The 23897-nt window shown below is 70.9% G+C and carries 27 protein-coding genes; 5 read left to right on the forward strand and 22 right to left on the reverse strand.

Annotated elements, in window-relative coordinates; all coding sequences use genetic code 11:
* Positions 1-308 precede the first annotated feature (308 nt).
* A complete protein-coding gene (locus ACFVVX_RS26730) occupies positions 309-1685 on the forward strand; it encodes a hypothetical protein (RefSeq protein WP_387949155.1) in 1377 nt (458 codons plus the stop codon).
* Positions 1686-1844: 159 nt separating this feature from the next.
* Here the strand turns inward: ACFVVX_RS26730 and xerC are convergent, their stop codons facing one another.
* The 17 genes from xerC to ACFVVX_RS26815 all read right to left on the reverse strand — a co-directional run bounded on the left by xerC (position 1845) and on the right by ACFVVX_RS26815 (position 16680).
* Positions 1845-3083 carry a tyrosine recombinase XerC gene (gene xerC / locus ACFVVX_RS26735; RefSeq protein WP_387949156.1) on the reverse strand — a complete coding sequence of 413 codons (1239 nt, stop codon included), beginning with the start codon at positions 3081-3083 and terminating at the stop codon, positions 1845-1847.
* Complete coding sequence (locus tag ACFVVX_RS26740; RefSeq protein ID WP_387949157.1) at positions 3083-3376, reverse strand: helix-turn-helix transcriptional regulator; 294 nt, start codon at positions 3374-3376, stop codon at positions 3083-3085. The genes xerC and ACFVVX_RS26740 overlap by 1 nt, the downstream gene beginning before the upstream one ends.
* Before the next feature lie 315 nt (positions 3377-3691).
* Positions 3692-5038, reverse strand: a complete 1347-nt coding sequence (locus tag ACFVVX_RS26745; RefSeq protein WP_387949158.1) for a hypothetical protein — start codon at positions 5036-5038, stop codon at positions 3692-3694.
* Positions 5039-5108: 70 nt separating this feature from the next.
* Positions 5109-6053 carry a bifunctional DNA primase/polymerase gene (locus ACFVVX_RS26750; RefSeq protein WP_387949159.1) on the reverse strand — a complete coding sequence of 315 codons (945 nt, stop codon included), beginning with the start codon at positions 6051-6053 and terminating at the stop codon, positions 5109-5111.
* Positions 6054-6116: 63 nt separating this feature from the next.
* A complete protein-coding gene (locus tag ACFVVX_RS26755) occupies positions 6117-6476 on the reverse strand; it encodes a hypothetical protein (protein WP_387949160.1) in 360 nt (119 codons plus the stop codon).
* Positions 6473-7084: an SAM-dependent methyltransferase gene (locus tag ACFVVX_RS26760; RefSeq protein ID WP_387949238.1), complete on the reverse strand. Its 612-nt coding sequence runs from the start codon at positions 7082-7084 to the stop codon at positions 6473-6475. Before ACFVVX_RS26760 ends, ACFVVX_RS26755 begins: the two co-directional genes overlap by 4 nt.
* Before the next feature lie 122 nt (positions 7085-7206).
* Entirely contained in the window at positions 7207-7356 is a 150-nt protein-coding gene (locus tag ACFVVX_RS26765; RefSeq protein ID WP_387949161.1) for a hypothetical protein, read from the reverse strand.
* Between the two features lie 147 nt (positions 7357-7503).
* Positions 7504-7926, reverse strand: a complete 423-nt coding sequence (locus ACFVVX_RS26770) for a hypothetical protein (protein WP_387949162.1) — start codon at positions 7924-7926, stop codon at positions 7504-7506.
* A 142-nt stretch (positions 7927-8068) separates the two neighbouring features.
* A complete protein-coding gene (locus ACFVVX_RS26775) occupies positions 8069-10333 on the reverse strand; it encodes a hypothetical protein (RefSeq protein ID WP_387949163.1) in 2265 nt (754 codons plus the stop codon).
* Between the two features lie 5 nt (positions 10334-10338).
* On the reverse strand, positions 10339-10713 hold the full coding sequence (locus tag ACFVVX_RS26780) for a hypothetical protein (protein ID WP_387949164.1): 375 nt from the start codon (positions 10711-10713) through the stop codon (positions 10339-10341).
* Between the two features lies 1 nt (position 10714).
* The gene (locus tag ACFVVX_RS26785) at positions 10715-12772 is read right to left on the reverse strand and encodes a hypothetical protein (RefSeq protein WP_387949165.1); all 2058 of its coding nucleotides are present in this window, start codon (positions 12770-12772) and stop codon (positions 10715-10717) included.
* 130 nt (positions 12773-12902) lie between these two features.
* Positions 12903-13454 carry a hypothetical protein gene (locus tag ACFVVX_RS26790; protein WP_387949166.1) on the reverse strand — a complete coding sequence of 184 codons (552 nt, stop codon included), beginning with the start codon at positions 13452-13454 and terminating at the stop codon, positions 12903-12905.
* A 34-nt stretch (positions 13455-13488) separates the two neighbouring features.
* The gene (locus tag ACFVVX_RS26795; RefSeq protein ID WP_387949167.1) at positions 13489-13938 is read right to left on the reverse strand and encodes a hypothetical protein; all 450 of its coding nucleotides are present in this window, start codon (positions 13936-13938) and stop codon (positions 13489-13491) included.
* Positions 13939-13955: 17 nt separating this feature from the next.
* Positions 13956-14342 carry an ATPase gene (locus ACFVVX_RS26800; protein WP_387949168.1) on the reverse strand — a complete coding sequence of 129 codons (387 nt, stop codon included), beginning with the start codon at positions 14340-14342 and terminating at the stop codon, positions 13956-13958.
* 18 nt (positions 14343-14360) lie between these two features.
* On the reverse strand, positions 14361-15641 hold the full coding sequence (locus tag ACFVVX_RS26805) for a hypothetical protein (RefSeq protein ID WP_387949169.1): 1281 nt from the start codon (positions 15639-15641) through the stop codon (positions 14361-14363).
* Positions 15638-15925 (reverse strand): hypothetical protein, encoded by a 288-nt coding sequence (locus ACFVVX_RS26810; protein ID WP_387949170.1) that lies wholly within the window; start codon positions 15923-15925, stop codon positions 15638-15640. Before ACFVVX_RS26810 ends, ACFVVX_RS26805 begins: the two co-directional genes overlap by 4 nt.
* A 113-nt stretch (positions 15926-16038) precedes the next feature.
* Entirely contained in the window at positions 16039-16680 is a 642-nt protein-coding gene (locus ACFVVX_RS26815; protein WP_387949171.1) for a hypothetical protein, read from the reverse strand.
* Between the two features lie 382 nt (positions 16681-17062).
* Here ACFVVX_RS26815 and ACFVVX_RS26820 point away from each other — a divergent pair, with 382 nt between their 5' ends.
* Together ACFVVX_RS26820 and ACFVVX_RS26825 are read left to right on the forward strand one after the other, a co-directional pair.
* Positions 17063-17836 (forward strand): helix-turn-helix domain-containing protein, encoded by a 774-nt coding sequence (locus ACFVVX_RS26820; protein WP_387949172.1) that lies wholly within the window; start codon positions 17063-17065, stop codon positions 17834-17836.
* Positions 17833-18306 (forward strand): NUDIX domain-containing protein, encoded by a 474-nt coding sequence (locus ACFVVX_RS26825; protein WP_387949173.1) that lies wholly within the window; start codon positions 17833-17835, stop codon positions 18304-18306. The genes ACFVVX_RS26820 and ACFVVX_RS26825 overlap by 4 nt, the downstream gene beginning before the upstream one ends.
* Here the strand turns inward: ACFVVX_RS26825 and ACFVVX_RS26830 are convergent.
* Together ACFVVX_RS26830 and ACFVVX_RS26835 are read right to left on the reverse strand one after the other, a co-directional pair.
* Positions 18303-18848 carry an HD domain-containing protein gene (locus ACFVVX_RS26830; RefSeq protein WP_387949174.1) on the reverse strand — a complete coding sequence of 182 codons (546 nt, stop codon included), beginning with the start codon at positions 18846-18848 and terminating at the stop codon, positions 18303-18305. The genes ACFVVX_RS26825 and ACFVVX_RS26830 overlap by 4 nt on opposite strands.
* Before the next feature lie 29 nt (positions 18849-18877).
* The gene (locus ACFVVX_RS26835) at positions 18878-19312 is read right to left on the reverse strand and encodes a GntR family transcriptional regulator (protein WP_387949175.1); all 435 of its coding nucleotides are present in this window, start codon (positions 19310-19312) and stop codon (positions 18878-18880) included.
* Between the two features lie 281 nt (positions 19313-19593).
* Here ACFVVX_RS26835 and ACFVVX_RS26840 point away from each other — a divergent pair, with 281 nt between their 5' ends.
* Positions 19594-20196 (forward strand): hypothetical protein, encoded by a 603-nt coding sequence (locus ACFVVX_RS26840; RefSeq protein ID WP_387949176.1) that lies wholly within the window; start codon positions 19594-19596, stop codon positions 20194-20196.
* A gap of 473 nt (positions 20197-20669) precedes the next feature.
* Here ACFVVX_RS26840 and ACFVVX_RS26845 read toward each other — a convergent pair whose 3' ends face one another.
* Positions 20670-20864: a hypothetical protein gene (locus tag ACFVVX_RS26845; RefSeq protein ID WP_387949177.1), complete on the reverse strand. Its 195-nt coding sequence runs from the start codon at positions 20862-20864 to the stop codon at positions 20670-20672.
* Between the two features lie 234 nt (positions 20865-21098).
* Here ACFVVX_RS26845 and ACFVVX_RS26850 point away from each other — a divergent pair, with 234 nt between their 5' ends.
* Complete coding sequence (locus ACFVVX_RS26850) at positions 21099-22094, forward strand: hypothetical protein (RefSeq protein WP_387949178.1); 996 nt, start codon at positions 21099-21101, stop codon at positions 22092-22094.
* A gap of 286 nt (positions 22095-22380) precedes the next feature.
* On the opposite strand, the gene ACFVVX_RS26855 is transcribed toward ACFVVX_RS26850, so the two are convergent.
* A complete protein-coding gene (locus ACFVVX_RS26855; protein ID WP_387949179.1) occupies positions 22381-22836 on the reverse strand; it encodes a tyrosine-type recombinase/integrase in 456 nt (151 codons plus the stop codon).
* Positions 22833-23630 carry a tyrosine-type recombinase/integrase gene (locus ACFVVX_RS26860; RefSeq protein WP_387949180.1) on the reverse strand — a complete coding sequence of 266 codons (798 nt, stop codon included), beginning with the start codon at positions 23628-23630 and terminating at the stop codon, positions 22833-22835. The genes ACFVVX_RS26855 and ACFVVX_RS26860 overlap by 4 nt, the downstream gene beginning before the upstream one ends.
* Between the last annotated feature and the right edge of the window lie 267 nt (positions 23631-23897).

Genomic DNA, 23897 nt, shown 5'->3' on the forward strand with positions numbered 1-23897 from the left:
CTCTCTCCTGGGCCGCATGCACACCCGCGCCGCCACGAAGCCCGGCAGAGGCGGTCAGGAGGGTCCGTAGCTGAGTTGGCTCTGCCCTTCATCGCCAGCGTCGTGCATGAGCTGGGGGCTCGGCGGGCCACACTCGGGGCGAAACGACTTCCCGCCGGCCGTCGCTAGGCGTAACCTCCCCGGTCATGAGGATGCAGTTGAAGACACCGGCTTTCCGTTTTGAGGGCACCGTCGAGTGGCCAGAACCAGCTAGCTCCTCACCGCATGCCTTGTTTAGTTCACGCCAGCCGCTTCGCAAGATGCTAGTCATGATTGATTACGAGCTTCTTGAAAGTGGCTCAAATTGGGGCCGCGAGATGCTCTTGTCTGGCCTTTTGAGCCATCCTCACATTAGTCTTCTGAGATACTCCGACGGCGGGCCTCCTGAATCGGTTGATCGAAAGAGGCTGGGTTCTCCATGGGATATTGAATACTGTCCAGGCTGGGTAGAAGTAATGCCACCGCGCAACCCTACCGGCGAGGTTCAAGATTTCGTCTTCTCATGCGGTGGCACTCCGACTCGCTCGGCGGCCATGGGCGACTTTCGAGAGTTTGCCATCCGGGATATCGAGAATAAGTCTTACGTGAATTCTTCGGAACCTGAGGCTCGGAATCGAAGGTGCTCCGATGCTTTGGCGCTCGAAGTTGCCCGCACTATTCCCGTGGACCTTTATATCACGAGGCGGCCTTACCTGGTTGGCGAGACTCGGCGGCCGGCGGCGGACGGGATTGCATTTCTTCCCGAGGATGCGCTCCCGATGATTGGACTCTATCTGCGACGGCAGGGCGAGTTCATGTATTTTCGCACCCCCGATGGAGTGGGAACGTATGGTTGTAATGAGGGGCTCTATTACCTCACGGCTTCCGTTGCCTTGCTTCCCGAAGCGTGGCGCTGGTCCAGTGCTTGCTCTCAATATGCAGGCGGTGTCGGTGACGAGTCTCTTTCCCATCTGGTGGCTTCACTATTCCAGCGAGTGCAGAGGGCATTGCAGGCGCGCGATGAGATGTACTTCTCGTTGAGCAAACCCCAGAGCAATGACACCGCAGATTCTGCTCTTGGAAGCCTTGATTCGGCCCTGATTCTCATGATGGCAGCTGTAGACGTAGTGGCTCGCGTTGCTCACACTGTCCTCGGGGTAGGGGGAAAGCCTCACGCCGCCGGATGGCAGTCGGTTAAATGGGTCGAGAGACTTGGAGTGGTGGCTCCTGGCCTCGCTTCAGTCGTTGGAGATGGCACGGATGTTAAGCGTTCTCTTCTCATCTTGAGGAAGCTCAGGAACTCTGTCCACGGAGAGGCGCTGGCGCCTCTTGCTCTTCATCGGGGGCGTGAAATTGATCGCATGCTGGTAGGATTGCCTCGGGAGGATATGCGGGAAATTCTAGAAGCCATCGATGGTTTGGGTGGGAGGAATCTCTGGGGCGTGGAGTCTCATGTTCCCGACAGGCTGCACATAGGCCCAGGGATTCTGGTGGAAAATATCTTCGCGCATACCTTCTCTGCTCTTAATGATCTGATGCGTGAGATGCCTGTTGAGGCTCTTTCTCATGTGCAGCTCAAGCCAAGCGACTGCGTTCCGCCACAGGGCAATCGGCATCGATTCTCTGAGATGAAGCTAGATAGCGTTCGGTGGCAGGTTGGACTTTAGAGCGATCTCATCGCGAGTGCGTGGATCGTGTGGACGTAGCTGTGGATGCTATTCACAGTCGCACGAGAGCCGCGCTCAAATCGGGTTCCCCAAAGGGGTGCCGAGCCCTGCTGACCTGGAAAGGGATCCAGGTCAGCAGGGCTCGCCATCGCTATTTACTCAGTGGACTACTCGCAGATGGCGCCCGGGCGGAGACTCCGATACCAGTTCAGGACGCGGGGTTTGGCGGGGCCCGCTCAGGTGTGCGCTCAGCGCCTCGCCGGCCAGCTCGATCGAGCGCCGGTCCGGGTGTAGATATCGCTGCGTCGTCGTGAGTGACCCGTGCCCGGCGATCTTCCGCAGAACGTGCAGCGGCACCCCGGCATCGGCCATCCACGTCAGCCCAGTGTGGCGGAGGTCGTGGCGGCGCAGGTGCTCGAAGCCGAGCGCCACCACCACCTCGTCCCAGTGCGTCGCGTCCCGCAGGACTGCGGTCGTGATCCGCCCGCCCCGCGGCCCGGTGAACAGCCGCGCCATCGGGTCCCGGTCGATCACGTCTAGGCGCCAGGCCACCAGCTCGCGGATCTCCGGGATCACCGGTACGGTCCGGCGCCGCTTGCCCTTGGTCCCCTTGTCCACCAGCCCGCCGGGCCCAGTCGTGGTCTGCCGACACAACTCCCATGTCCAGCGCTCCCGGTCGATGTCCTTGCGGCGCACGCCGGAGACCTCGCCGATCCGGGCCGCCGTGCAGGCCGCGAACCGCACCACGTCGCCCCAGCCGCCGAACTCCCCGTGCGAGCGCTGCACCAGGCTGGTGGCGAGCCTGTCGAGCGTCGCCCAGTCCGGCAGGGCCAGGGCGCGCGGGTCGTCGAGTTCGTCCTCAGCACGCTGGTACTCGCGCTGCCAGCCGCTGACCTTGGCCGGGTTGGCGTCGATGACGCCGTCCCGGACGGCCTGCTCCATGACCCGCACGAGCATGGCGAGCGTGTTCTTCACGGTGGACCGGCCGTGCTCGTCAGCGATCCACCCGTACACGGCGCGGTCGATCACGCCGTTCGTGACGGCGCGTAGAGGCAGGTGGCCGATCGTCGGGACGACCCGCAGCCGCCAGCCGGCGCGGTACGGGTCGAGCGTCTTGGACTCCAGCCCGCGCAGCGCCAGTTCCATCACGGACTCCCCGTACTCGGCGAGCGGCATGGTCGCGGTCGCCGGGGTCACGCCGCGGCTGGCCAGTCGCTCCATCCCGGAGATCCAGGCCTCGGCCTCCTCGATCGTCTCGGACATCTCCGAGCGCGACAGCCGGCGCCCCGTCACGGGGTCGAACCACCGGACCCGTCCCCGGTAGGGCTTCGGGTACTCGGGGCGGTACTCGATGTCGGTCGACAACTTCACGCCGATCGGCGGGTTCTGCTGAGGCATCAGGCGGCTTCTCCGGGGACGATGCGGCGGGACTCCAGCCAGGACTGGACGTCGGCGACGCTGTAGACGGTGATGCGGGAGGTCAGGCGGACGAACGGTGGGCCCTGCATGGGCTTCGAGGTGCGCCAGCGCCTGAGGGTGGACGGGTCGACTCCGATGAGCGAGGCGACGTCCTCCGTCGAGTACCACCCGGCGCCGAGAAGGCCGGAGGGCCCGGCGGGCGACGAGTCGGGGCGGCTGACGGAGCCCAGCAGTTCGGCCACTTGCGCGAGCGTGAGCATGGGTTCGAGCACGGTTGCCTTCCAAGTGACGGGCTGGACGGTGACTGCGAGGGGCTACGGACACGCGGTTCGGGCGGCTCGGCCCCTCTGGCAGGGGGGTGGAAAGGGTGGAAAGGGGTGCTAAGCCTGGTGACCTGGGTTTTTGCGGCGAGGGGAGGGGGTGGGAAGGGGGTGGGAAGGGGGGTGGAAAGGGTCGGCGTCCTGGGAGGGCGGGTTGGGGCGGGACCTTTCCACCCCCCTTTCCACCCCCTTCCCACCCCTCCCGGGTTGGGTGTTTTCGCAGGTGGGAGGGCTTAGCACCCCTTTCCAGCCTTTCCACCCCCGGGTTCAGTCGGCGGGCGGGGCGTAGAGCAGGACGGTGGCGTGGCGGCCGGCGCCGGGGATCTGGGCGCTGCCGTAGCCCTCGATCTGGAGGAGGGCGGCGACCAGGCGGTCCCGTTCGTCCTTGGTGGCCTTCTTGAAGAGCCGGTAGACCTCGTCGCCGGTCAGTCCGCGGGGGCCGGCGGCGCGGACGGCGGCGGCGAGCTTGTCGAGCTTGGGGTCGCCGGTGGTGTGCTCGGACAGGCCAAGGACGTGTGCGGCGGAGGCCCGGGAGTAGGCGACCAGCGCGTGGGCGGCCGTCAGGTGTTCCTCGGCGATGTGGCGGCGGCGGTCGAGCAGGGCATAGACCATGGCCAGGCGCAGGGTGTACGGGGCGGCGCGGGCGGTGAACTCGGCGAGCGGGCCGTCGCCGTCCTCGTCCCCGCACAGGGCCGGGTAGATGCCGTCGCGCCACAGGGTGCGGGCGGTGTCGTCGAGGGTGATCTCTCCGGCCTGGCGGGCGTCGGCGAGGGCGGCCCGCCAGGTGGCGGCGAGGCTGTCCACAAGCTGTGGATCCGCTCCCCGCGATTCGGCGAGGATGAGGTTGCGGTGGACGAAGACCGGCAGGTAGCGGTTGTAGGTGCCGCCGGCCATCTCGGAGTCCTGCATCTTGGCGCGCAGTTCGCGGGGGCTGATGTGGCCGATGATCGCGATGTGCGGGGCGGTGGCCTTGAGGGCTTCGCGGTTCATGACGCCGAGGTCCTCGCCGTTCCACGCCTGGCGCAGGACGCCGCCGAGGGAGGAGCCCTCGCGGCGGGCGCGTGCCATGGTGATGCCGTACTCGGACTCCACGATCCACCGCCGCTTGTCGACGTGGCCGGGGTCGTCCTTCTTGGACGGGTCGCCGTCGCGCACGGCTTCGATCAGGCCCTCGCCGGAGGACAGGCCGGACAGGCAGCAGTCCTTGGCGAAGCCGGGGGCGGCGGCGGACAGCAGCAGCTTGGCGGTGTTGGTGGCGGCGCCCTTGCGGCCGGCGGCGGTCGCGCCGATCGTCAGGCCCCAGATCAGTGCGGGGTGGCGGTCGTTGCCGATCCGCAGGTGCGGGCAGCAGTCGGCCGATCCGGTGCTGGTGGGGCCGAGCATGGCGCCGGCGCCGGACAGCAGGTTGACGAGTACGCCGACCGGGTCGGCCTCCGTGGTCGGGTCCAGAGCCCGAACGGTGTGCCCCACCATGCCCTGAAAGACCGCCATGTCCGGGACGGGGCCCGGGCGGGTGGGCCGTTCCACCCCGGGCAGGTCGCCGTAGAACGGATCCCCCGCCGCCTTCCGGCCGTCGGCGGGGGCCTGGGCGGGCAGGGTGCTGGTGGCGTTCACTCGGCCTCCGGCCTGTGCCGTCGCCTGCCGGAGAAGCGCTTCTCCTGACGGGGCGAGAGGTGGTGGTTGCTCACGCGGCCCGCCCCGCGCCGCCGGCGCCACGGGCCAGGCCCTTGGCGATGGTGCGCCGGCATTCCGCCTCCCCGAGTCCGGCCTTCTGCCCGGCGTCGAGCAGGGCGTCGGTGGCGTCGTGCTCCGGCAGGGTCCCGGCGGCGACCAGTCGGCCGAGCGCAGCACTGCTCGCGAACAGGGTGTGGTTGCGCACGCCCTCCCCGGCGCCCGCGACCTTGTCCGTCTCGCCGCGCACGGCGGCCTGCGTGTACGCCTGGAGACGCCCGATCCGGGCCCGCACCGCCGCGCTGTCGAGCGGCGCGACGGACGGGGCCCTCGGGGTCAGCAGGGCAGCGAGCCAGGCGGGCAGGACCATCGGCGCCACGTCGGCCGTGACCGTGTAGGGGCGACCGGCGACGGTGCTTCCCGCGGCGACGACATAGCCGCCGTGGGCGCGGGTGTCGACCTTCCAGCCGAGCCCCTGCCCCTTCTCCCCGCAGGTGTTGCGCAGAGCCAGGCCAGCCGGGGCGGTGAAGTAGAGGTGGGTGCCGCCGCGACCGGTGCGCACGGTGAACGTGTCGCAGACGGGCTGCCCGTGCTCCTCGCACAGGGCGGCGAACACGTCGTGCCCGTCCTTGCAGCCGCGCTCGGCCCACCGCTCGGGCGGGAGGTCGCCGGCGTGCTTGGGGGTGTCGAGGTCGACCACCAGCAGCTGGGAGGGACCGCAGGCGATGCCGATGTTGTAGGGGCCGTGGGACCAGGCCCGGCGGATCACGTCGCGGTCGGTGGTGGCCCGCCGCTCCCAGCCGAGATGCCCGGAGGTGCAGGGGCCGGTGCGCGGGCACCGCTCCTCGCTGTGCAGGGCGGGGTGCTTGGCGCCGAGGGCGAGCGGGAATACGTGCCAGTTGCACGCGGCGTGGGTCAGCGCGGCGGTGAGCCGGTCCGGGAAGGGCTTTCCGGTCATGGCGGGGTCCTCTCGGTACGGGCAGGCCGGGGCCCGGGAGGACGGGCCCCGGCCCGCGAGGGGTCAGAGGGCGAAGAGGGCGTCCGGCTCGGCGGTCGGGGACGCGGCCTGCTGGGCCCTGGCGGCGGCGCGGCGGGTGGCGTCGTGGCAGGCCGGGCACCACGCGGTCAGCTCCCGCTTGGGCAGGGCGGCGGCGCGGTGCGCGGGCAGCAGCAGGGCGTCCGGGTCGGCCGCGGCGGCGAGCAGGCTCACGGGGCCGGTGCCGTGCCGGGCGTAGCCGCCGTGCCGGGTCGGGCAGCGCCCGCCGTCCTTGGCGTGGGTCTTGCCGCAGGTGCCGCGGCACTGGCAGCGTCCGGCCGCAGCGGCCAGGACGGCCTGCCACAGGCCGGTGGTGTCGCCGAGCGGCGGGGTCCGGCCGCTCACGCCGCCACCGCCCCGGCAGGTACCTGGGCGGCGGCCTGGCGTCCGATCAGTTCGGTGTAGGCCGGGGGGATGGCCTCGCGCAGGCCGTCGCGGCTGGCCCACGGCATGCCCATCACCTGGGGGCTGCGGGCGAGGGGGACGTTGGAGAAGTTGCCGACGACGTGCATGAACTCGCCGTCGGCGACGGGGCGGCCCATCTTCGCCAGCGGCGCCGTGTGCGCGGGGTGCTGGGGCGGGACGATGGTGAGGCCGCCGCCGGACTCGAAGGCGCGGTGGCGGTAGGTGCGCAGGCCGAACGCGGCCCCGCAGAGCATCACCGGGTCGCGCAGCTCGCTGCGGGCCTCTTCGACGTTCTCGATCACCCACGGGCGCCCGGTGGACTGCATGGCGGTGCGGGTGGGGCCGATGAGGTCGGGGTGCTCGCGGCCCCGGATCTTCTGGCAGCGGGTGTAGCGCTGGCACGGCGGGGAGCCGTGCTGCAGGTCGAAGAGGTGCCCGTACTCGGCGATGAACGCGACGGCGTCGGCCTGCAGGAACGCGAGCGGGTTTCGCGGCTGCGGGTCGATGTCGACGCTGAGGACGCGGTATCCGGCGAGGTGGTAGCCCATGCCGGCGCCGCCCTGGCACCCATAGGTGTCGAGGACGGTCAGGCCGTTCCACGGCCGTGTGGGCAGCCACGCAGCGGGCGGGCGGGCGGCCAGGAACAGCGCAGCCAGGGCGGCGGACTCGTTCACCGGGCACCGCCGAGCAGGTCGTCCACGAGGGGGGCCAGCGCGCTGTTGGCGTGGTCGGCGCCGTAGCGGGAGTGGCCGTCGCTGGCCTGATCCCGGTCGCGGATGTCGTCCACGACGGCGAGCGTAAAGCGGTCGAACTCGGGCATGCTGGTGTCCGATCTCGTCTGTAAGGGCGTGGTCGCAGGCCCTGCACCGGCCGGCTCTCTGCCAAGATCAGGCGGCCGGTGCAGGGCTTCGTGCTGCGCGGGCGGGCTCCGTCGCAACTCGCAACGGAGCCCAGGTGGTTCGGCCGGTCAGGCGTACCGGGCGAGTCGGCCGGCGGTGTCCTCGTCGAGGTCGCCCTCGGCGACGGCGCGGGCCAGCGCTTCGAGCGCCGCGGGGGAGGGCAGCGAGGTCTCCTCCCCCCGGAGGGGGAGGTGGCCCGCGTGTCCCGCCAGGAGTTCCTCCACGGCGGAGGTGATGCTGTCCGGCGTGGCGACCAGGCCGAGGACCAGCGGCTGCGGGTCGGAGAGCCGGTCGTCGGAGGTGCCGTACGCCCACAGCCAGCCCGTGACCTGGTTCCAGAGCAGGGCTAGGCCGTGCGGGTGGCCCGCGGCGCGGGCACGGTCGGGGTCGAGCCGGATGCAGATCTCGGTAAGCATCCGCTCGCCGTCGTCGGCGCTGAACTCGGCGGACGACTCGTGCTGGTCGGCGAGCGCGCCGAGCGCACCAAGCACGGCTTCGAAGTATGGATCATGGGGGTCGAGCACGGTATCTGCCCTTCGTGAAGCGGGCCGGCCTGTCCGGTCCCCCGCACCGCCCGCACCCTTGCCGCTGGCTGCGGCGGGGTGCGGGCGGCACGGCCGGTCGGACGGGCCGTCAGCGCTCGTCGGTGAGGGGCAGTCCGTATTCGCCGGCGGACGGCGACCTGCGGACGACGACGGCCTTCTTCACCAGGCGGCTGAGGGTGTTCTCGACGGTCTTGCGGGTGACGCCGGTCATGTCGGTGATCTGGTCGAGGTGGAGGTAGCCGACCTCCAGCCCGATCGGGTCGCGGCGCTCGTCGAGGACGGTGAGGATCTTCTCCTCGGCCGTCGGCTCCTTCGCCGCGGTCGTGGTGGCGGAGGCGGGCATCCACGCCGGGCCGGTGTCCTCGTTGGCGGCGGGGCCGACGGGGATGGTGGCGATGGTGTCGCGATCGGCCCAGCCGGGGAAGTCCGCGGGGATGACGACGTTGGCCGGGTTCCAGTGGCCGGCGGCGGATTCGAGGATCCAGGCGCGCATCATCTCGGCGAGCTCGTCGGGGCCGACGACGTAGCCGACGCCGAACGTGCGGCGCGGGTCGTCCTCGGGGACGGACGGGTCGTAGATGAGGCTGCCCTCGTCGTCCTTCCAGTAGGCCGGGATCTGGGAGGGGTCGATGCCGTCGAAGGAACGGGGCAGGTCGACGCGGCTCTTCTGGGCGCTGTCGGAGCGCAGGAGGACCAGCGCGCCGCCGTGGAACACGTTGTCGCGAATGCTGGTGTCGGAACCCATCTGGTCGAGGTTCATGATCTGTCCGCACAGCGCGACGGGCATACCCATGGAGCGGCCCTGCGCGGCGAGGATCGAGATGATCCATCCGGCCTCGGCGCGGTGGGGGGACTTGTCGCCGAGGAGCTGGACCATCTCGTCCAGGATCGTGACGACGTAGGGGCGTTCGGGGGTGGGCTCGAAGTTCTTCGCCCGCAGGTCCCGCGACTCCTCCACGCGGTGGAGGAAGACCGCGTAGGCGACGCGCAGGGCGCCGAGGGCCTGCTCGGGGCCGCATCCGGCGTAGGCGGCCATGTCCTCGACATCGGGGTTGCTGCTGCCCTTGGGGTCGGCGTAGATCATTGCGACGCCGTTCACGTGGTACGACAGGGCCGCGAGTTGCAGGACGCCGCCCTTGCCGGACCCGGTAACGCCCACGATGATGACGTGCCGGGCGCCGCCCTTCGGGTCGTAGAGCTGGACGCGCGCGGGCTTACCGGACACCCCGGTGCCGAGCTGGACGTAGCCGTTGCTGTTGGCGCGCAGGGTTTCCGCTCCGGGCAGGGGACGGCCGTCCTCCAGCGGGGAGCGGTCCATCATCCGCAGGATCGCCCGACGGGGGTTGCTGGTCCGCTCGACCGAGACCAGCAGCGGGGTCGTGCGCAGGGCCCCGGCGACGGTGTAGAGGTCGGGGACGGTGAGGGCGTCGGTCTCGTCGTCCGCGCAGATCCAGGCGGCGACGCCGCCGGTCGCGGGGTCGGGGGTGACCTCTTCGAGGTGGGTGCCGGGCATGCAGCCGCCCCGGCGCGCGACCCGCTGCAACCACAGAGCCTGAAGGGCCCCGTACTGCGGCTGATCCTCGGCGGGCGCCACGAGGTGGACCAGGATGTGCTTGGCGCTGCCGTGCGGGCCGTCGGTGATGACGACCTGCCCGGCCGGCACCCGGTAGACGCCGGAGACGGTCGCGGCGGTGACGGTGACCGGCCGTCCGGGCTGGGCGTCGATCACGCCCTCCCACGCCTCGGGTCCGTGGCCGGTGAGGGACAGGTGCTGGCCGGGGTGGGCGCCCCACTCGCCGGAGATGTGCGCCAGCCACCGCTGCAGCACCCGCTCCACCTCCGGCGGCAGGACGGCCTGCGCCGGCCCGTCCACGACCTGCGCCGCGGCGTGCGGCTTCGGGGTGGCGAGGACGCGGCGCAGGGAGAACGCGACCAGGCCGGTGGCGGCCCACCAGGCGGCGGACACGGCGCCGGAGACGGAGGGCATGGTCATCCATCCGGCGAGCAGGGCGTCGATCCCGGGCAGCCCGCTCACGGTGGCGGTCGCCGCGGCGGTCGCGGTGGTGACGGCGGACAACAGGAACGGACGCTGGTGGGCGCGCAGGATGTCCCCGCCCGGCACGTCGGCGAGCAGCCTCTCGGACAGCAGGCCGGCGGCGTTCGCGCCGGCGACCAGCACCGGGGCGGCGAGGAAGGTGGAGACGGCGGCGGCGGCCTGCGCGTCGAGGAGCGGCATCACGCCCGCGGTGACCAGCGGGGCGGCGACCTCCGCGAGCGCGAACACCTTCTCACGGGACGCCCCCGCCCGGACCTGCGCGGGGGCGTGGTTGGGGGTGGTTTCGGGGATGGTCATCGCGTCTACTCCTGGGTGTACCACGTGCGGTCGGCCATGGGGACGGGAGCGGAATCGGCGGCCTGCTGGATGCCGTCGTGATCGGTGGCGGCCTGCGCGCCGGCGTCCGCCGCGGCGCGGCCGGCCTCCTCGGCGGCGCTCTCGTAGGCGAGCGCGGCATCCGACAGGCCCTGCATGATCTTCGAGACCTCGGACGTCTCGGCGACGGTCGCCTCGTCGACGTGCAGAGCCGCGATCTGCTCGGAGATCCGCCGGGTGTCCGCGGCCTGCTCCTTCTGAGCCTGGGCCAGCGCCCGGAAGGCCGCGGTGTCGCGCCGCACCTCCCCGGTCAACCGCCCTACTTCACGCACGAGTTCGCGGTAGGTCAGCCCTGCGGCCATGTCAGCCTCCCTGGTGGTCGTCGTAGAACTCGCGCTCGGCCGGCGTGGTCAGCGGGCTGTCGGCGACGGCCCTGTAGATGCCCCCGTGCCGCGTCCGGGCGTTGGCAGCCAGGACCTTGACAGCCTCGGCACCGCGGACCGCGTTCCTCTCCGCGGCCTCGGCCCGCGCCTGCAGCTGCTGGGCCTGCTCGGCCAGCCGGTGCAGCTTGGTGACCAGCGCGACGCCGCCCTTGACGTCCTTGGCGTCCTCGGCGAGCTTCTGCGCGCGCGCCGCGTGCGCGACGGCGTGCTCGCGCGCGATCCTGCTGTCCTCGGCGATCTGGGCGAGCACCGCCTGCTTGTCCTCCATACGCTGCTCGAAGCCGCGCAGCGTGCGGACCTCACCGCGGATCATGGTGTGCCGCAGGCCGAACGCGCCGCCCGTGAAGGCGACGTCCTTCTCGCCGACGGAGATGCTCCGCGCGGGGGTAGCGGCCCCCCATGTCGTCGGGCCTTGGGTCGGGACCTGCGGCGCCACTGTCGGCCGCGGCGGAACCGGAGGCCCGGCAGGTGCTCCGGCCGGGCCGGCGGGTCCGGTGTTCGTGGCCTGATTCTTCGCCAGATCGGCGGTCGAGCCGCTCACCGGCGCCATCGGCGGCGCCGCAGACGCGGCGGGGATCTTCGGGGCGCTCATCGTCTTCCTTTCTGCCGCAATCGCGGCACCCACGGGAGCCGGCCGGCCCGCCCCGCCCGCGTTCGCGGCATGCGTCGGCCTCGGCACACCGCCGGTCGAAGCCGGGGGTACTGCGGGTGCAGCCGGTGCAGCCGGTGCGGCCGGGGCCGTCGGCCCGGTGGGTTTGGGAGCCGGGGCCGGAGCCGGAACCGGGGGCGGGGTGGGGTGGGGAGTGCCGGGCGGGGTCGTGCGGGCGCGTTCGCGGTTGGCCATCGCCTGCGCGCCGGCGAACTTGGTGTCCAGGCCCTTCGGCCCGCCCGCCGGTCCGGCACCGGCGGGCGGCTTGGGGCCGTGCGCGGTCGGGCCGGGTGTTGCGGGGTCGGCCGTGGCCTTCGGCGCGGTGCCCGGGTCGGTCTTCTTTGGCCGGTCGGCCTTCGCCCCACCGGCCGGCCCCGGGACGCCGGGTGTGCTGTCCGGGCCGTCCCGCCGGTCGGTTCCCACCCTGGCGGCGGCGTCCTTCGCGGCGGAGGCCGCGGAGGTCTTGGCGTCGCGGTGGTTCTTGTCGTCGTTGCCGGTGCGGGCGCTGCGGTCGTTCTTCGCGGACCGGGTGTCGGCCGTCTTCGTGTCCGCGCTGTCGCGCCGGTCGGTGCTGGCCTTGGTGGCGGTGTCGGCCTTGGCGCTCTTCAGGTCCGCGGTCTTCGCGTCCCGGGTGTCCTTGCTGTCCTTGCCGGTCCGCGACGCGGTGTCGGTCTTGGCGGCCTTGGTGTCGGCGGTCTTGGCGTCGCTGGTGGCGGCCGTGCGGGCGTCGCGGTTCGCGGTCGACTTTGCGTCGGTGGCGTCGCTCTTCTTGACGTCCCGCAGGTCGGAGCCCTTGTGCTGGCTGGTCTTGTTGTTCAGGTCGGCGGTCTTGGCGTCGCGCTGGGAACGGCTGTGGGCGCTGGTCTCGTGCTTCGCGCTCCGGTCGGCCTTGTTGGCGTTTGTGGTGCTGGTCGACGTTCCGGAGACCCGGGTCTCCTTGACGTCGTGGGAGTTCTTCACGGTCGCGGTGGTGCCGGTGCGGCGCCACCGCTCGGCGAGCGCCCGAACGAGAGCGGCCAGCGGGCCCTCCCGGTCACTGCCCTGCCCACCACCCCCGCCCGCCGGGCCAGCGCTGTGGGCGGGGCTCCCGCGGTCGGGGGCCGGGTCGGCGGCGGTCTGCGGGAGGGTGTGGGTGGTGCCGAGCGGGACGTTCGGGCGGGCAGGCTGGACGGGGGCGAGGATCTGCGCGAGCGCGCTCGGCGGCGCACCCGCGGCAGACCCCGACCCCGCCGAGCCCCCTCCCGGAGCAGCCGTTTGGGGCCCGGCCACGGGCGGCGCGGGCGGCTGTACGGGCGGGAGCGGGACACCGGCCGCGGTGGGTGTGGTCATCTCTACTCCTCACGGTGAGTGACCTCCCACCCACCCCCCACCCGGGCAGAGCGCGGCCTCCCAGCACCCCTGAGCGGGTGGGGAAGACGCTTCTCCGGATGGGGGGTGGGTGGGGGGAGATTACGGAAAGTTACCGGTGGGAGAACTTCCGCTTCGCCCAACCGGCCGCCGCCAAGGCCCCGGCGGACCCCAGCACGACCAGCCCGACACCGGAGTTCGACCCGCCGTCATCCCCGCCGGCCACCGTCCGGGAGGTGTTGACGATCCCGTTCGTGTCCACCGCCGGGTAGACCTTGCCGCAGTCGGCGACCGCCCCGTAGCCGTTGGCCTTCGCAACGCATGCCTGCACCGCCTCCCGGCGGGCCTTCTGCACGGGCGTCTCCTGCTCGCCCGCCTTCGCCAGGTCCGCCGCCTGCCGCTGCTTCTCCAGCTCCAGCCGGGAGGCGTCCAGGGCGATCTGGGCCTTGCGGACGTCCGCGTCGGCCTGTGCGGAGGCGTAGGAGGAGTAGGCGACCATCCCGGCCGCGGCCAGCACCACCGCCCCCGCCCCGATCCCCGCCCACGCACGGCCGGACAACCGGGCGTTCGGGGCATAGGCGCCGTGCAGCGGCGGGGACTTCCACGACGGCACGGACGTGATGTTGTAGGTCGAGTCGTTGTAGACCGAGTCGTCGTCGGCCATGACGATGCCCTCCTTCACGGGCTCGATGGGGTGTTCAGGCCGAGGCGATGAGGGCCGCGGCCGTCTCCCAGCCGTGGTGCCACGACTGGTCGAGCAGGTAGCCGCCGTTCAGCCCGTGGTCGGCGAGCCGCACGAACACGCCCTTGCCGGTCGCGTCCGCCAGCCGCCGCAGCGGCTCGCGCCGGTCGGCGGCGTAGTGCGTCACCGCCGACACCGCGAGCGCTGCGGCCAGCGGCACCGGCCGCAGCCGGACGCCGAGCAGCCGGGTGCCGGCGAGCAGGACGACGGCCTGCGTCGCGGTGTAGGAGGCGACGTGCGCGGCGCAGGCCCGACGCCCGGCCGCGCTCGACTGGCCCTCGGCGTGGTCGTGCTGGCCCTTGGTCGCGGCCTGGTGGTCGGTCTGGATCCAGTGGTCCGCCACGTCCGCCGACGCCCGCAGCAGGGCGTAGACGGCGGCGAACCGGACGGCGCGGATGCTGGTCATGACGGTCTCCCTCAAGGTCAGCGGTCGATGACGGGCTTGCCGAGGTCGCGGTGGGTGAGGTGGACGGTCGTGCCGGTCTTGCCGAGGCGGCGGGCGAGCGCCATGGCGACGGTGGCGGCGCGGTGGCGGCCGCCCGCGCAGCCGACCGCGACGGTCAGCGGCGCCTCGCTCGGCCCGGCGTCGAAGGCGTCGACCACGAGCGCCGCCGCGGTGATCGCCTCCCGGATGCCCGGCGTGCCGAGCACGGCCTGACGGACCGGCAGGTCGTTAGCGGTCCGGTGGCGCAGGGCGGGGTCGACGTGCGGGTCGCGAAAGTGCTTGCGCAGGTCGAGGGTGAGGTGGGCCTCAGGCGGGGCGCCGTGCAGGTATCCGAAGCTGATGACCTCGATGGTGGTCACGGACATGGCGGGGTCCTCCTTCGGCTACTTCGCGGGGGTGTCGGTGCCGGGGGTGTGCAGCTCGGCGTCGACCGCGGCGCGCAGGCGCACGGCGAGGGTGTTGCGGCAGCCGAGCAGCGCACGAACCTTGCGGGTCGACAGCTCCTCGCCCACCGCCGCGAGATCGGCGGCCAGGACCCGGACCCGGGCGACATCGGCCGGGTCGAGGGGCGCTTCCGCCAGAGCGGGGGAAGCGTTCCCGCCCGCACCCGCCGAGTCCCCGTCCACCGCCGTCCCGGCATCAGGTTCGGTCACGTCCGAACCGGTTCCGTAAAGGGTTCCGAGCGCTTCCCGGGTGATCGGGGAAGCGTTCCGCAGAGCCTCGGGAACGGTGTCCAGATAGACACTGTCCAGGGGGCCGGAGGGCAGCGGGAGCGTGAGGGCGGGGAACGGGTCGTCGGGCATTCCCGGCCAGAGATCCGCCGGCGCGGGAAGCGCGCTCAACTCGGCGACCCGGGCCCGGGCGTTGAGCCGACGGGCCAGCAGATCCGCCGTCAGCCCCGGCACCGTGACCCCGTGGACGTACTCCCACGCGATCCGCCATGCGTCATCCGCGCTCAGTGCGCCGTACGCGGCCGCGGACAGCAGCCGGTCAGCGACGGCCCGGACTTCGGGGTGGTGCTCGGTCCGGCGGCGGGTGTGCTCGGCCCGCTCCGTCGCCTGCTTCTTCTCGGCGGTGGTCGGGCCCCGGCCGCCGTGGGTCTGGAGGTCGGTCAGCCACACGGCGCCGATGCTGGACAGGGCCAGCACCGCGGCGACCCAGTGGTGGTGCGGGTACTGCTGCCAGCCGTGGGCGAAGTTGATACCCCCGGCCACGATGCCGGCCGCCCACGCGCCGAGCCGGTAGGTGCGGGTCGAGCGCTCGCCCTCGGCCTGCGCGCCCATGGCGACCAGCGCCCACGCGCCGCCCTCCAGCATCGCGGCCAGCAGCACCGCCAGCAGCAGCGCCACGTCCGCGTGGTCGAGCGCGGCCACCTGCGAGACCACCGCCGGCACGATCGAGCACGCCTGCACCAGGCGCACGAACGCCCGCGCCGGACTCGCGCCGATCCAGCCGGTCACCCGACCGAGACGCTCGGCCCGCGCGGCGCGGGCCCGATTGCGGGCCTGCTCGGCGGCGAGCCGATCGGCCTCCCGCCCCCGGCGGTCGGCCTCGGCGTCGACCCTGGCCTGCTCGCGCTCCTCGCGGCGGTCGGTACGGTCCTCGGCCCGCTCGGCCTGCCGGTCCGCGCGCCGCTCGGCGCGGTACTCGTTCAGGCCGCTCATGCCGCCACCCGCTCCACGCTCGCGGTGCGGCGGATGACCGCCGGGCGCCGCAGCGGCACCGGCGCCCGGTCCATCAGGCGCTCGGCGAAGGCGGCCAGCACCGGGTCCTCCCGACGCAGGTCCGCCAGCACGTCGGCCGCGGCGTCCGTCCGGGCCTCACGTTCGGCCTCGCTCTCGCCCGGCACCCCGGTGAACAGGTGGGTGAACTCGGAGTCCACACCGAGCGCCAGCTCGGCGAACTCGTCCTCGTTCAGGGCCGTCTGGCCTGCCACAATCGACCTCACGGGTCTACCTCTTCCTGTTTGGTGGGTGGGCCCGGCGGGGACGGCTCCTCATCCGGCCAAGGAGTTAGGGAGCCGTCCACCGCACAGGGCAAAAGATGGGTTGAACTGCGGATCTAGTGCTCCGGGGCCAACTCGCCGTTGCCGTAGCGACGGGAGCCGTCGGCGCACCGCACGACGTGGCGCGGACCGCCCCGGAACGGGCTCCACTTCTCGACCCTGCGACGCTCGTCCTCGCCGACCACGTCCAGCGCGCTCGGCGCCCGGGCGGTCAGCAGCTCGCCGACCAGGGCCTCGACGCGGCCGTTGCGGGTCCGGTCGACCACACCGCCGCTCGTACCGCTGGTCAGATGCGGCGCGACCTCCCGCGCGGTGTCGGCCAGGTGGCCCATGTCCGGCGCGCGGCGGGTACCGGCGGGGGCCTGCTCCGCCGGTTCGGGAGCGGAGGAGGCCAGGCAGGGGCTGCACGCGGCGCCGTGGTTCGCCCGGTTCAGCCGAGTACCGCACGTGATGCAGGAGCGCTTCTCCTCGGGGGCGATCCGGGGCGACGCCGCGCTGTCGGCCAGCGCCGCCACACCGACCGCGAGGATCGTGCGCCACTCCTGCTCGCCGATCTCGCCGGCCCACTGCGGCGCCCGCGTCCCGGTCAGCCGACCGATCCGGCACGCCACCGCGCGGCGCCGCCGCTCCACGCCCCGGGCCTCCGCCACCCACGCACCGGCCGACACCCGGCCGGAACCGCTGGTCAACGACGCCACACGACGGGCGTAGGAACGACCGGTCAGAGTCGGGGCAGTGGACGTGCGAGGTGTGGCGAGCATGGCGAAGCCTCCTGAACAGACAGGTGGAGCATCACGAGAGAGCCGCGCCTCTACGCAGCTCAGAGCAGCCCAAAGAAGGTCTGCCAGTTCGCCCGCCTCGCAATGCGAGACATGTTGAACATGTCTCTTACGATGCCGAGAAGCCGACGCTGCGTCAAGTCCTTCGCTTGGTTCGGTCGGCGATTCCCGACCGTGCATCACTAGATTCGGCGCTTCAGGCATGCCAGAACACGGCGCACCTGGACGGCTACCCTCCGACTTCGCTACGGTCGAGTCGTCCCAGATCGTCCAAGTGCCGCAACGTCGCCCAGGGGGCGCGATGGCCAACGAGAGGCTGCGAGGGGCGATCCTCGCCAGCAAGTTGACGATTGAGCAGATCGCCGAGCGGCTAGGAACGAGCCCCCGGACGGTGGAGCGGTGGGTGGAGGCCAAGGACGGGCGCCGTCCCTACCGGCGCTTCCAGTACGCGCTCGCCAATCTCCTGCAACGGGACCTGTCGGACCTGTGGTCGGATGAGCAGACCAGCAGCGCGACGGCCGAGGCTGGCCGGGCGGAGTTGGTGAAGCTCTACCCCCACCGGGCCGTCGTCCCGAAGGAGCTGTGGACCTCGCTCTACGCAAAGGCCACGCGCCACTTCGACCTGGTGGTCTATGCCGGCTTCTGGCTCTCCGAGGACCCGCTGTTCTTCCGGCTCATCCGGGAGAAGGCCCAGGCTGGCGTACCCGTGCGGCTCATGCTGGGCGATCCCGACAGCCCCGGGGTGGCCCAGCGGGGCGAAGACGAGGGGATCGGACCTGCCATGGCGGGCAAGATCCGTAACGCGCTGGCCAACTACGCGCCGCTGTTCGGGATTCCCGGAGTCGAGTTCCGGCTTCACTCGACGACGCTCTACAACTCGCTCTACCGCGCCGACGACGACCTGCTCGTCAACGGGCACGTCTACGGAGTCGGCGCCTACCTGGCCCCGGTGCTGCACCTCTCGCAGGTGCCCGGCGGAGAGCTGTTCAGTACGTACGCGGCGAGCATCGAGCGCATCTGGGAGGGTTCCCGGATCCTCACCTCGCCCCAGCTCGAAAGTGAGGCCGCCGTATGAGCCGGATCGACTATTTCCACGACCCGGCCGCCCCGCCGGCGAACTCGGTTGTGCCGTCGGTCACCGCCGTGGTGACGGACGAGGCGGGGCGTCTGCTGCTGATCCACAAGACCGACAACAACCTCTGGGCGCTTCCCGGCGGGGGGCACGACATCGGGGAATCCGTCGCGGCCACGGTGGTCCGTGAGGTACGCGAGGAGACGGGAATCGACGTCGAGGTCGACTCCGTCGTGGGCCTGTACACGGACCCGGGCCACGTCATGGCGTACGACGATGGGGAGGTTCGGCAGCAGTTCTCGATCTGCTTCAGGGTTCGGCCTGTCGGCGGTGAACTGCGGACGAGTTCGGAGTCGAAGGAGGTCCGCTGGGTCGACCCAGCGGACCTCGACGACCTGGACATTCACCCATCCATGCGGCTGCGGATCACGCACGGCCTAGAGTACGCCCGGGTGCAGCCGTACATCGGTTAGGCCGTGGCGCGGGCCCGGGCCAGTCGGCCATCGATCCGGCGTGCGGCCGCGTCGATCTCCGGCTCGGCGCGACGGATGAACCGGCCGACGATGCTGTCGGGTCCGTACCGGCCCACGATCTCCGCGATCCGGTCGGGAGTCGTTGTCGGCGTGCCGTCCGGCGTCGTCGTCATGTCGCAGTAGATCAGCGCATCCACCAGGTGCGGCTCCTCCAGCGGGAACTCCGCCTCCAGCTCCCGCCGCAGGCCACGCTCCTCCGCTTCGAGCAGCGCGCAGGAGTGGTGGGCGACCAGCCGCACGACGCGCTCGTCCACGCTCTCCGCGCGCAGGAACCGCGCGCCGTCGAGCGGGTGGAATCCGGTGTCGACGATCCGCGGCGAGTAGCCGACGTCGTGCAGGACAGCGGCAGACTCCAGTAGCTCCGCGTCCGGGCCGAGAATGCTGGCGAGAGCGCGCGCCTTAATGGCCACTCCCTTGGAATGTGACCAGCGGCGTGGCAGGTCGGTGGACAGGAGGGACTCGGCAAGTTCGTAGGCCCACACGGGTTGTAACTGCTCCTCTGTGATTGTGGTCAGGAGTGATCGATGGGCAGGGCCCGGACGCGTCGACCCTTTCCGTGGCGTACTTCGAGAACGCCGGCACCCTCCAGCTGTGCGAGAGCCCGCCGGATGGTGCCTCGTGCGGCGCCGGTTGTTTCGGCGAGTTCCTTCTCCGAAGGGAAGTCGTCGCCGATGCCGAGCGTTCGGACCAGGGCGGTGAGCTGGTCGAGCACGGGCGCCTTGGGTTCGGTGCCCAGGACGACCCATCCGGCCCCGGGACGCGACTTGATAAGGCCCTTGGCCGCGAGGGAGTCAAGGGCGCGACGTACCGTGCTTCGTCCGACGCCGTGCGCCTCCATCAGCTGGGCTTCGGATGGAAGGGAGGTCAGGGCGGAGTCTCTGCTGATCTCGGTCTCGATCGCATCGGCGATCCGCAGGTAGGTGCCGCGTGGGCTCCGTTCGGGCACTAGCCGTTCCCTTCTCTGGGCAGATACCCAGCCAGGATGAACGATTGTGGCGCCTAGCAGCCAGTAACCGGCCTACCGTCCTGGTCAGGGGGCTGCAGCGACATGGACAACAGCCTCAGGTCGTGGCCAGGACCGTAGTCTGCACATGGACCTCTCCACAGTACAAAGGGATGTGCGACCGCAGCGATCGCGGTCTACGCATAGCTCCGAGGCCGAGTCGTAACGAAGTCGACACCAGGGCTCTCCTCCAGCCACCCTGGGGCTGCGGCAGACTCCCTGCCATGGCATTCCCTTCACTGGCCGAGGCCGCTGAGCAGGCGACGAACGGCGACATCACCATGGCGGCGGTCCTCTCAGCCCTCGGTGGCGTTACCGTGACTGGACTGTTCGGCATATGGCTGGCTTTCATCAACCGCAGTGCTCAGCGACAGCAGGCTGAGATCCAGGCGAGTCGCGATCTCAAGAAGTGGCACCGTGAGCTTCGCCGGCAGTCGTACGCAGACTGCGTGGTGGCCTTTGAGAGGTTCCGTGACGTCCTCTCGCCGTTGGCGGAGGTGCTTCCTTGGCCGGTGCCGCAAGCCATGTCTGAGGGTGATGTTGTGCGCGTCGATGGCCTGATTGCCCGGCTTAGGGAGGCCTACGACGATGCTTTCCAGAAGTGTCAGGTAGTGCGGTTGGAGGGGCCCGACGGTGTATCCGAGGCTGTGCAGCGGATGCTCTTCTCGATGGCTGGCTTCCGAAACGCGGCAGAAGAGCGTGTTCGAGCCGCGAAAGACGCTCAGCGCCCCCCTGAGCCAAGAGCATGGGACGAAGCCGCCGCGGAGATGCACAGTGCAGTCGAGGACTTCATGACCAAGGCATCCGCGGTCGTTGCTGCGGGGTAACCAGCAATGTCCTAGGTGCGGTTTCTGCCTAGCATTGCGACCGGAGGGGTGCGCTGGGACCGCTCGTTACCTTGCTCGTGGTGGATGCGCCGGGTCCATCTGCGGGACCAGGACGGGACCACACGCTACGCGCAGAACTGAACAGTAGCTGGTCGGCCGACCGTCGTAGTGTGCAGGGCATGCGCTCTGACCTGCGAATATAGGTTCCGGCGCGATCTGGGGGTCAAGGGGTCGCAGGTTCAAATCCTGTCGTCCCGACAGTGATGTCGGAAAGGCCGTTGGCCGGGTTAACGCCCAGGCCAGCGGCCTTTTTGTTGATGGTCCGACAGGTGGTCCACGGTGCTGGAGCGGCCCGTTCGTGATCTTGCCAGGAACCAGTCGGGGACCAGCGAGCTGGCGGAGTCAGGACCCTGCTGCGGCTTACCATAGTCCTGGGATCGCGTGGGCACAGGGGCATCTGGGACCTTACCGATTCAGCGCGCGTCGTTGGGCACCCGACGGGTGCGTCGCCGACGCAGGCCCCAGGCTGCCAGCGTGGTGACCAGCGCCACGGCGAGTCCGCCGAGGAACTCCGGTACTGCGGCCACCAACAGCTCCGGGATGCCGCCCGGATGGCCGGCGCATCCCTCGCCGATCGCCTGGACCGCCTCGTTGATCTCTGTCGACATCGCAGTACGCCTCCATTGCTCGGAACACCTCACGGCCGCCGTCGACCGCGCAGCCAGAGTGCTCGGCGCGGGTGGTGTCCCCAACCCGCCCTGGGACAACCTGGGGCAGCCCGGGACCGCTCGGGGCATCGCCCGGTCGCCGAGGGCCTGATCTGGGAGGATCGCGGGTGTCCCGGGCCCGTCCCAGGGGCGCGCCTGAGACGCCCCCGGGGCAGGAGTTCGAGGGAAACAGCGATGAGTGAAACAGCGGGAGACGGCGCCGATGCCGCCTACGCACTCGGCAACTTCCTCCGAACCCGGGCGCAGGAGGCGGGCCTGAGCGCGCGTGGGATCGCCCGCGCCTTCGAGGTGCGGGCCGACCGGGAGCAGGCTCAAATCGCGGCAGGGGCTGGCGGGTCAGCTGTCCCAGTGAGTGGGATGAACTTCTCAAAGTCGCACCTCGACCGCCTCTTCAAGGGCGGTACCGCGCTGCCATCCGGCCGGTTCCTCGGGGTCTTCCTGGAAATCACCAGCGCCGCCGCCGGCCTGCCTCCGCAGCGCCACCAGGCGCTGATCCGGGAGGCGACGGAACTGCTGACCAAGGCCCGGCGGCTGCGGACCCGCCCAACTGCGCTGCCACAGCCGCACCCGGAGCCGCCCACCACGGCGGCGGCCATCGCCACGCTGCAGGCGCAGCTAGACCTCGAACGGGCGCATCGCACCGGGGACCGCCTCCGCCGGGAGCTGAGCGACACCCAGGCGCTGATGGGCACGCTGCTGCAGATCATCGACGCGTTGCGGGACATCATCACCGAGCTCGATCTAGACCTGGTCGGCGCACCACGCACCGCTGGACGGACAGTTCCACGCTCGCTGGCCGAGCGGCAGCGCACCGATGCGGTCGAGTACAAGGCAGCGGCGGAGACGGAGTTCGACCGGGTGGACCACCGGCGGCGGTGCTGGAGTTGCTGTGGGACCAGGCACAGGGCAACCTGCGGCGGCTGGCCGCACACACCGACGTCGGGCACCTGCGGCCGCTGCCCGACCCTCCGCCGCTATCGCCCCGGGGCGTCTCCCCAGGCCTCCACGCCGAGTCCGCGCTCGCGGACATCGCGACCGCCCTCGGCCGGGTACAGGAGTACAACGACGCCGAGGAGCAGAAAGTCGACGAGCTGCAACACGCACTCGCAGACGACTCGCCGCTGGCCCCCGACGACGAACTGGCGATCCTGGTGGCCGCCACTCGCCTGAGCGACCCGCTCGCCCGCAGCGCCGCCCTGCGGACCATGCTGACCGGTTGGGCCCACCACCCACGCACCCGCGACACCCTTCTGCGCCTCGCCCATGACGATCAGTCGGCCGTTTTAATCCGTAGGCCTGCGGATTCCTCTCTGGACATCACTTTCTTGGTCGTAGGCCTCTTGACCTGGGAAGGCGTGCGTCACGGAATGGGGGACTGGCTTGGGTGGGGTCCCGTGATGGGTGGCGAGTGGGGCGCGCGTGGGGCGGCAAAGCACGCCGACGAAACGTCAATAACTCACTCTGAGCTACGGATTCTTCTGCTTGCAATGGCGGCGGGGCGGATCCCTGAGCGCCGCTTGCGCGTCTTGGGCTGACTACGGATGCCTCTGGAGATCATCCGAGCTGCGTCGATCACCACGCGGGCCGTCGCTTCTGCGCTGAGATGGGCCGTCTCGGGCAGGACCGACGTGTAGGTGTCGGCAGTGGTGACGATCGTCGAGTGACCCAACTGGGCCTGGATGACTTTGAGATCGGATCCGCCGGTCAGGGCAAGGCTTGCCGCGCCGTGGCGCAGGTCGTGGAGGCGGACCGGCGGTAGGCCACTTCTGCGCACCATGCCCTGGAAGACGTGACCGACGTGGTCCGGGCGCAGCGGACTCCCGTAGACGTCGGTGAATACGTATCCGGATTCATTCCATTCAATTCCCGCGGCGAGTTTCTCCCTCCTCTGCTGATTACGGTGAGTGTTCAATATGCGGACGGGCTCCCGTCGAGGGCGATCGTTCGTTCGCCGGCACGAGTCTTGACGGGGCAGGCCTCAAGGCGGCCGTTCTCCCGTTGCTGTAGCTGCCTGGCGACCGTGAGCGTTCGGTCGGAGGCGTCGAAGTCCGACCAGCGGAGGCCTACGCCTTCCCCGCGACGTAGGCCACGCAGCGCGTACAGGTGATACAACGCGTACAAGCGGTGCCCGCTCGCGTAGGCGAGGAAGGCGGCGGCGGTCTGGGTCGGCGTCCACACGGCGACGGGAGGACGCTCGCCTGTTCGCTCCCACTCCGCCACTCGACCATCGGTCCACACCACCGGGTGGGGGCGCGGCGCCCTCGAAAGGTCGAGGTGTCGCGCCGGGTTGGTGGTCAGCATCTCGTTGCGTACGGCAACGTTGAGGGCGGCACGCAAGGTCGCCTGGATCCGGCGTAGCGTGCCCGCGCTTATCGGCCGGCCCGCGCTCTGGTGCCGACGGACGATGTTGCTGAAGGCCTGCTGGACGCCCTCGTTGGTCAGCTCGCAGAGCAGTTCGTGGCCGAGCAGCGGAACGAGGTACTGCTCCAGGTGCTTGCGGTAGCCGCGCGCGGTCGACGGCCGGAGGTGCGGCTCCACGGTGCTGTACCAGCGCAGCAGCCACTGGCCGGTGGTGAGGAGCTCGCCCTGGCGCACGCGGTCGCGGTCGCGCAGGCGCTGGAGAGCCTCGGTGGCGTCCTTGCGGGTGCGATACTCGCCCCGACGCAGGCGGGAGCGGTGATCGTCGACGGTCGCGGGCCGTGGCATCGCGAGATACCAGGAACCGTGGCCGCGGCGGTGGAGGTCAGGGCAGGTCCTTCCGAGCTGTCGACCAGTGCGGGAGTCCCGGCAACCGCACCGCTTGTAGATCGTTCCAGAGCCACGAATGGTGTCCTCCTTCCGGACTTGAGGGTGGACGCACAGCCAGTGTGGACCTGCGGCGTCGCAAGGCGGCCCCTGCCCGGGAGCCCCGGGATGCGCGGAGAGGACATCGCGGCCTTGTCCGGGAGCAGGGAAGCCGGCCGGGACACGTGG

This window comes from Kitasatospora sp. NPDC058170 (assembly GCF_042883905.1).
Classification (GTDB): Bacteria; Actinomycetota; Actinomycetes; order Streptomycetales; family Streptomycetaceae; genus Kitasatospora.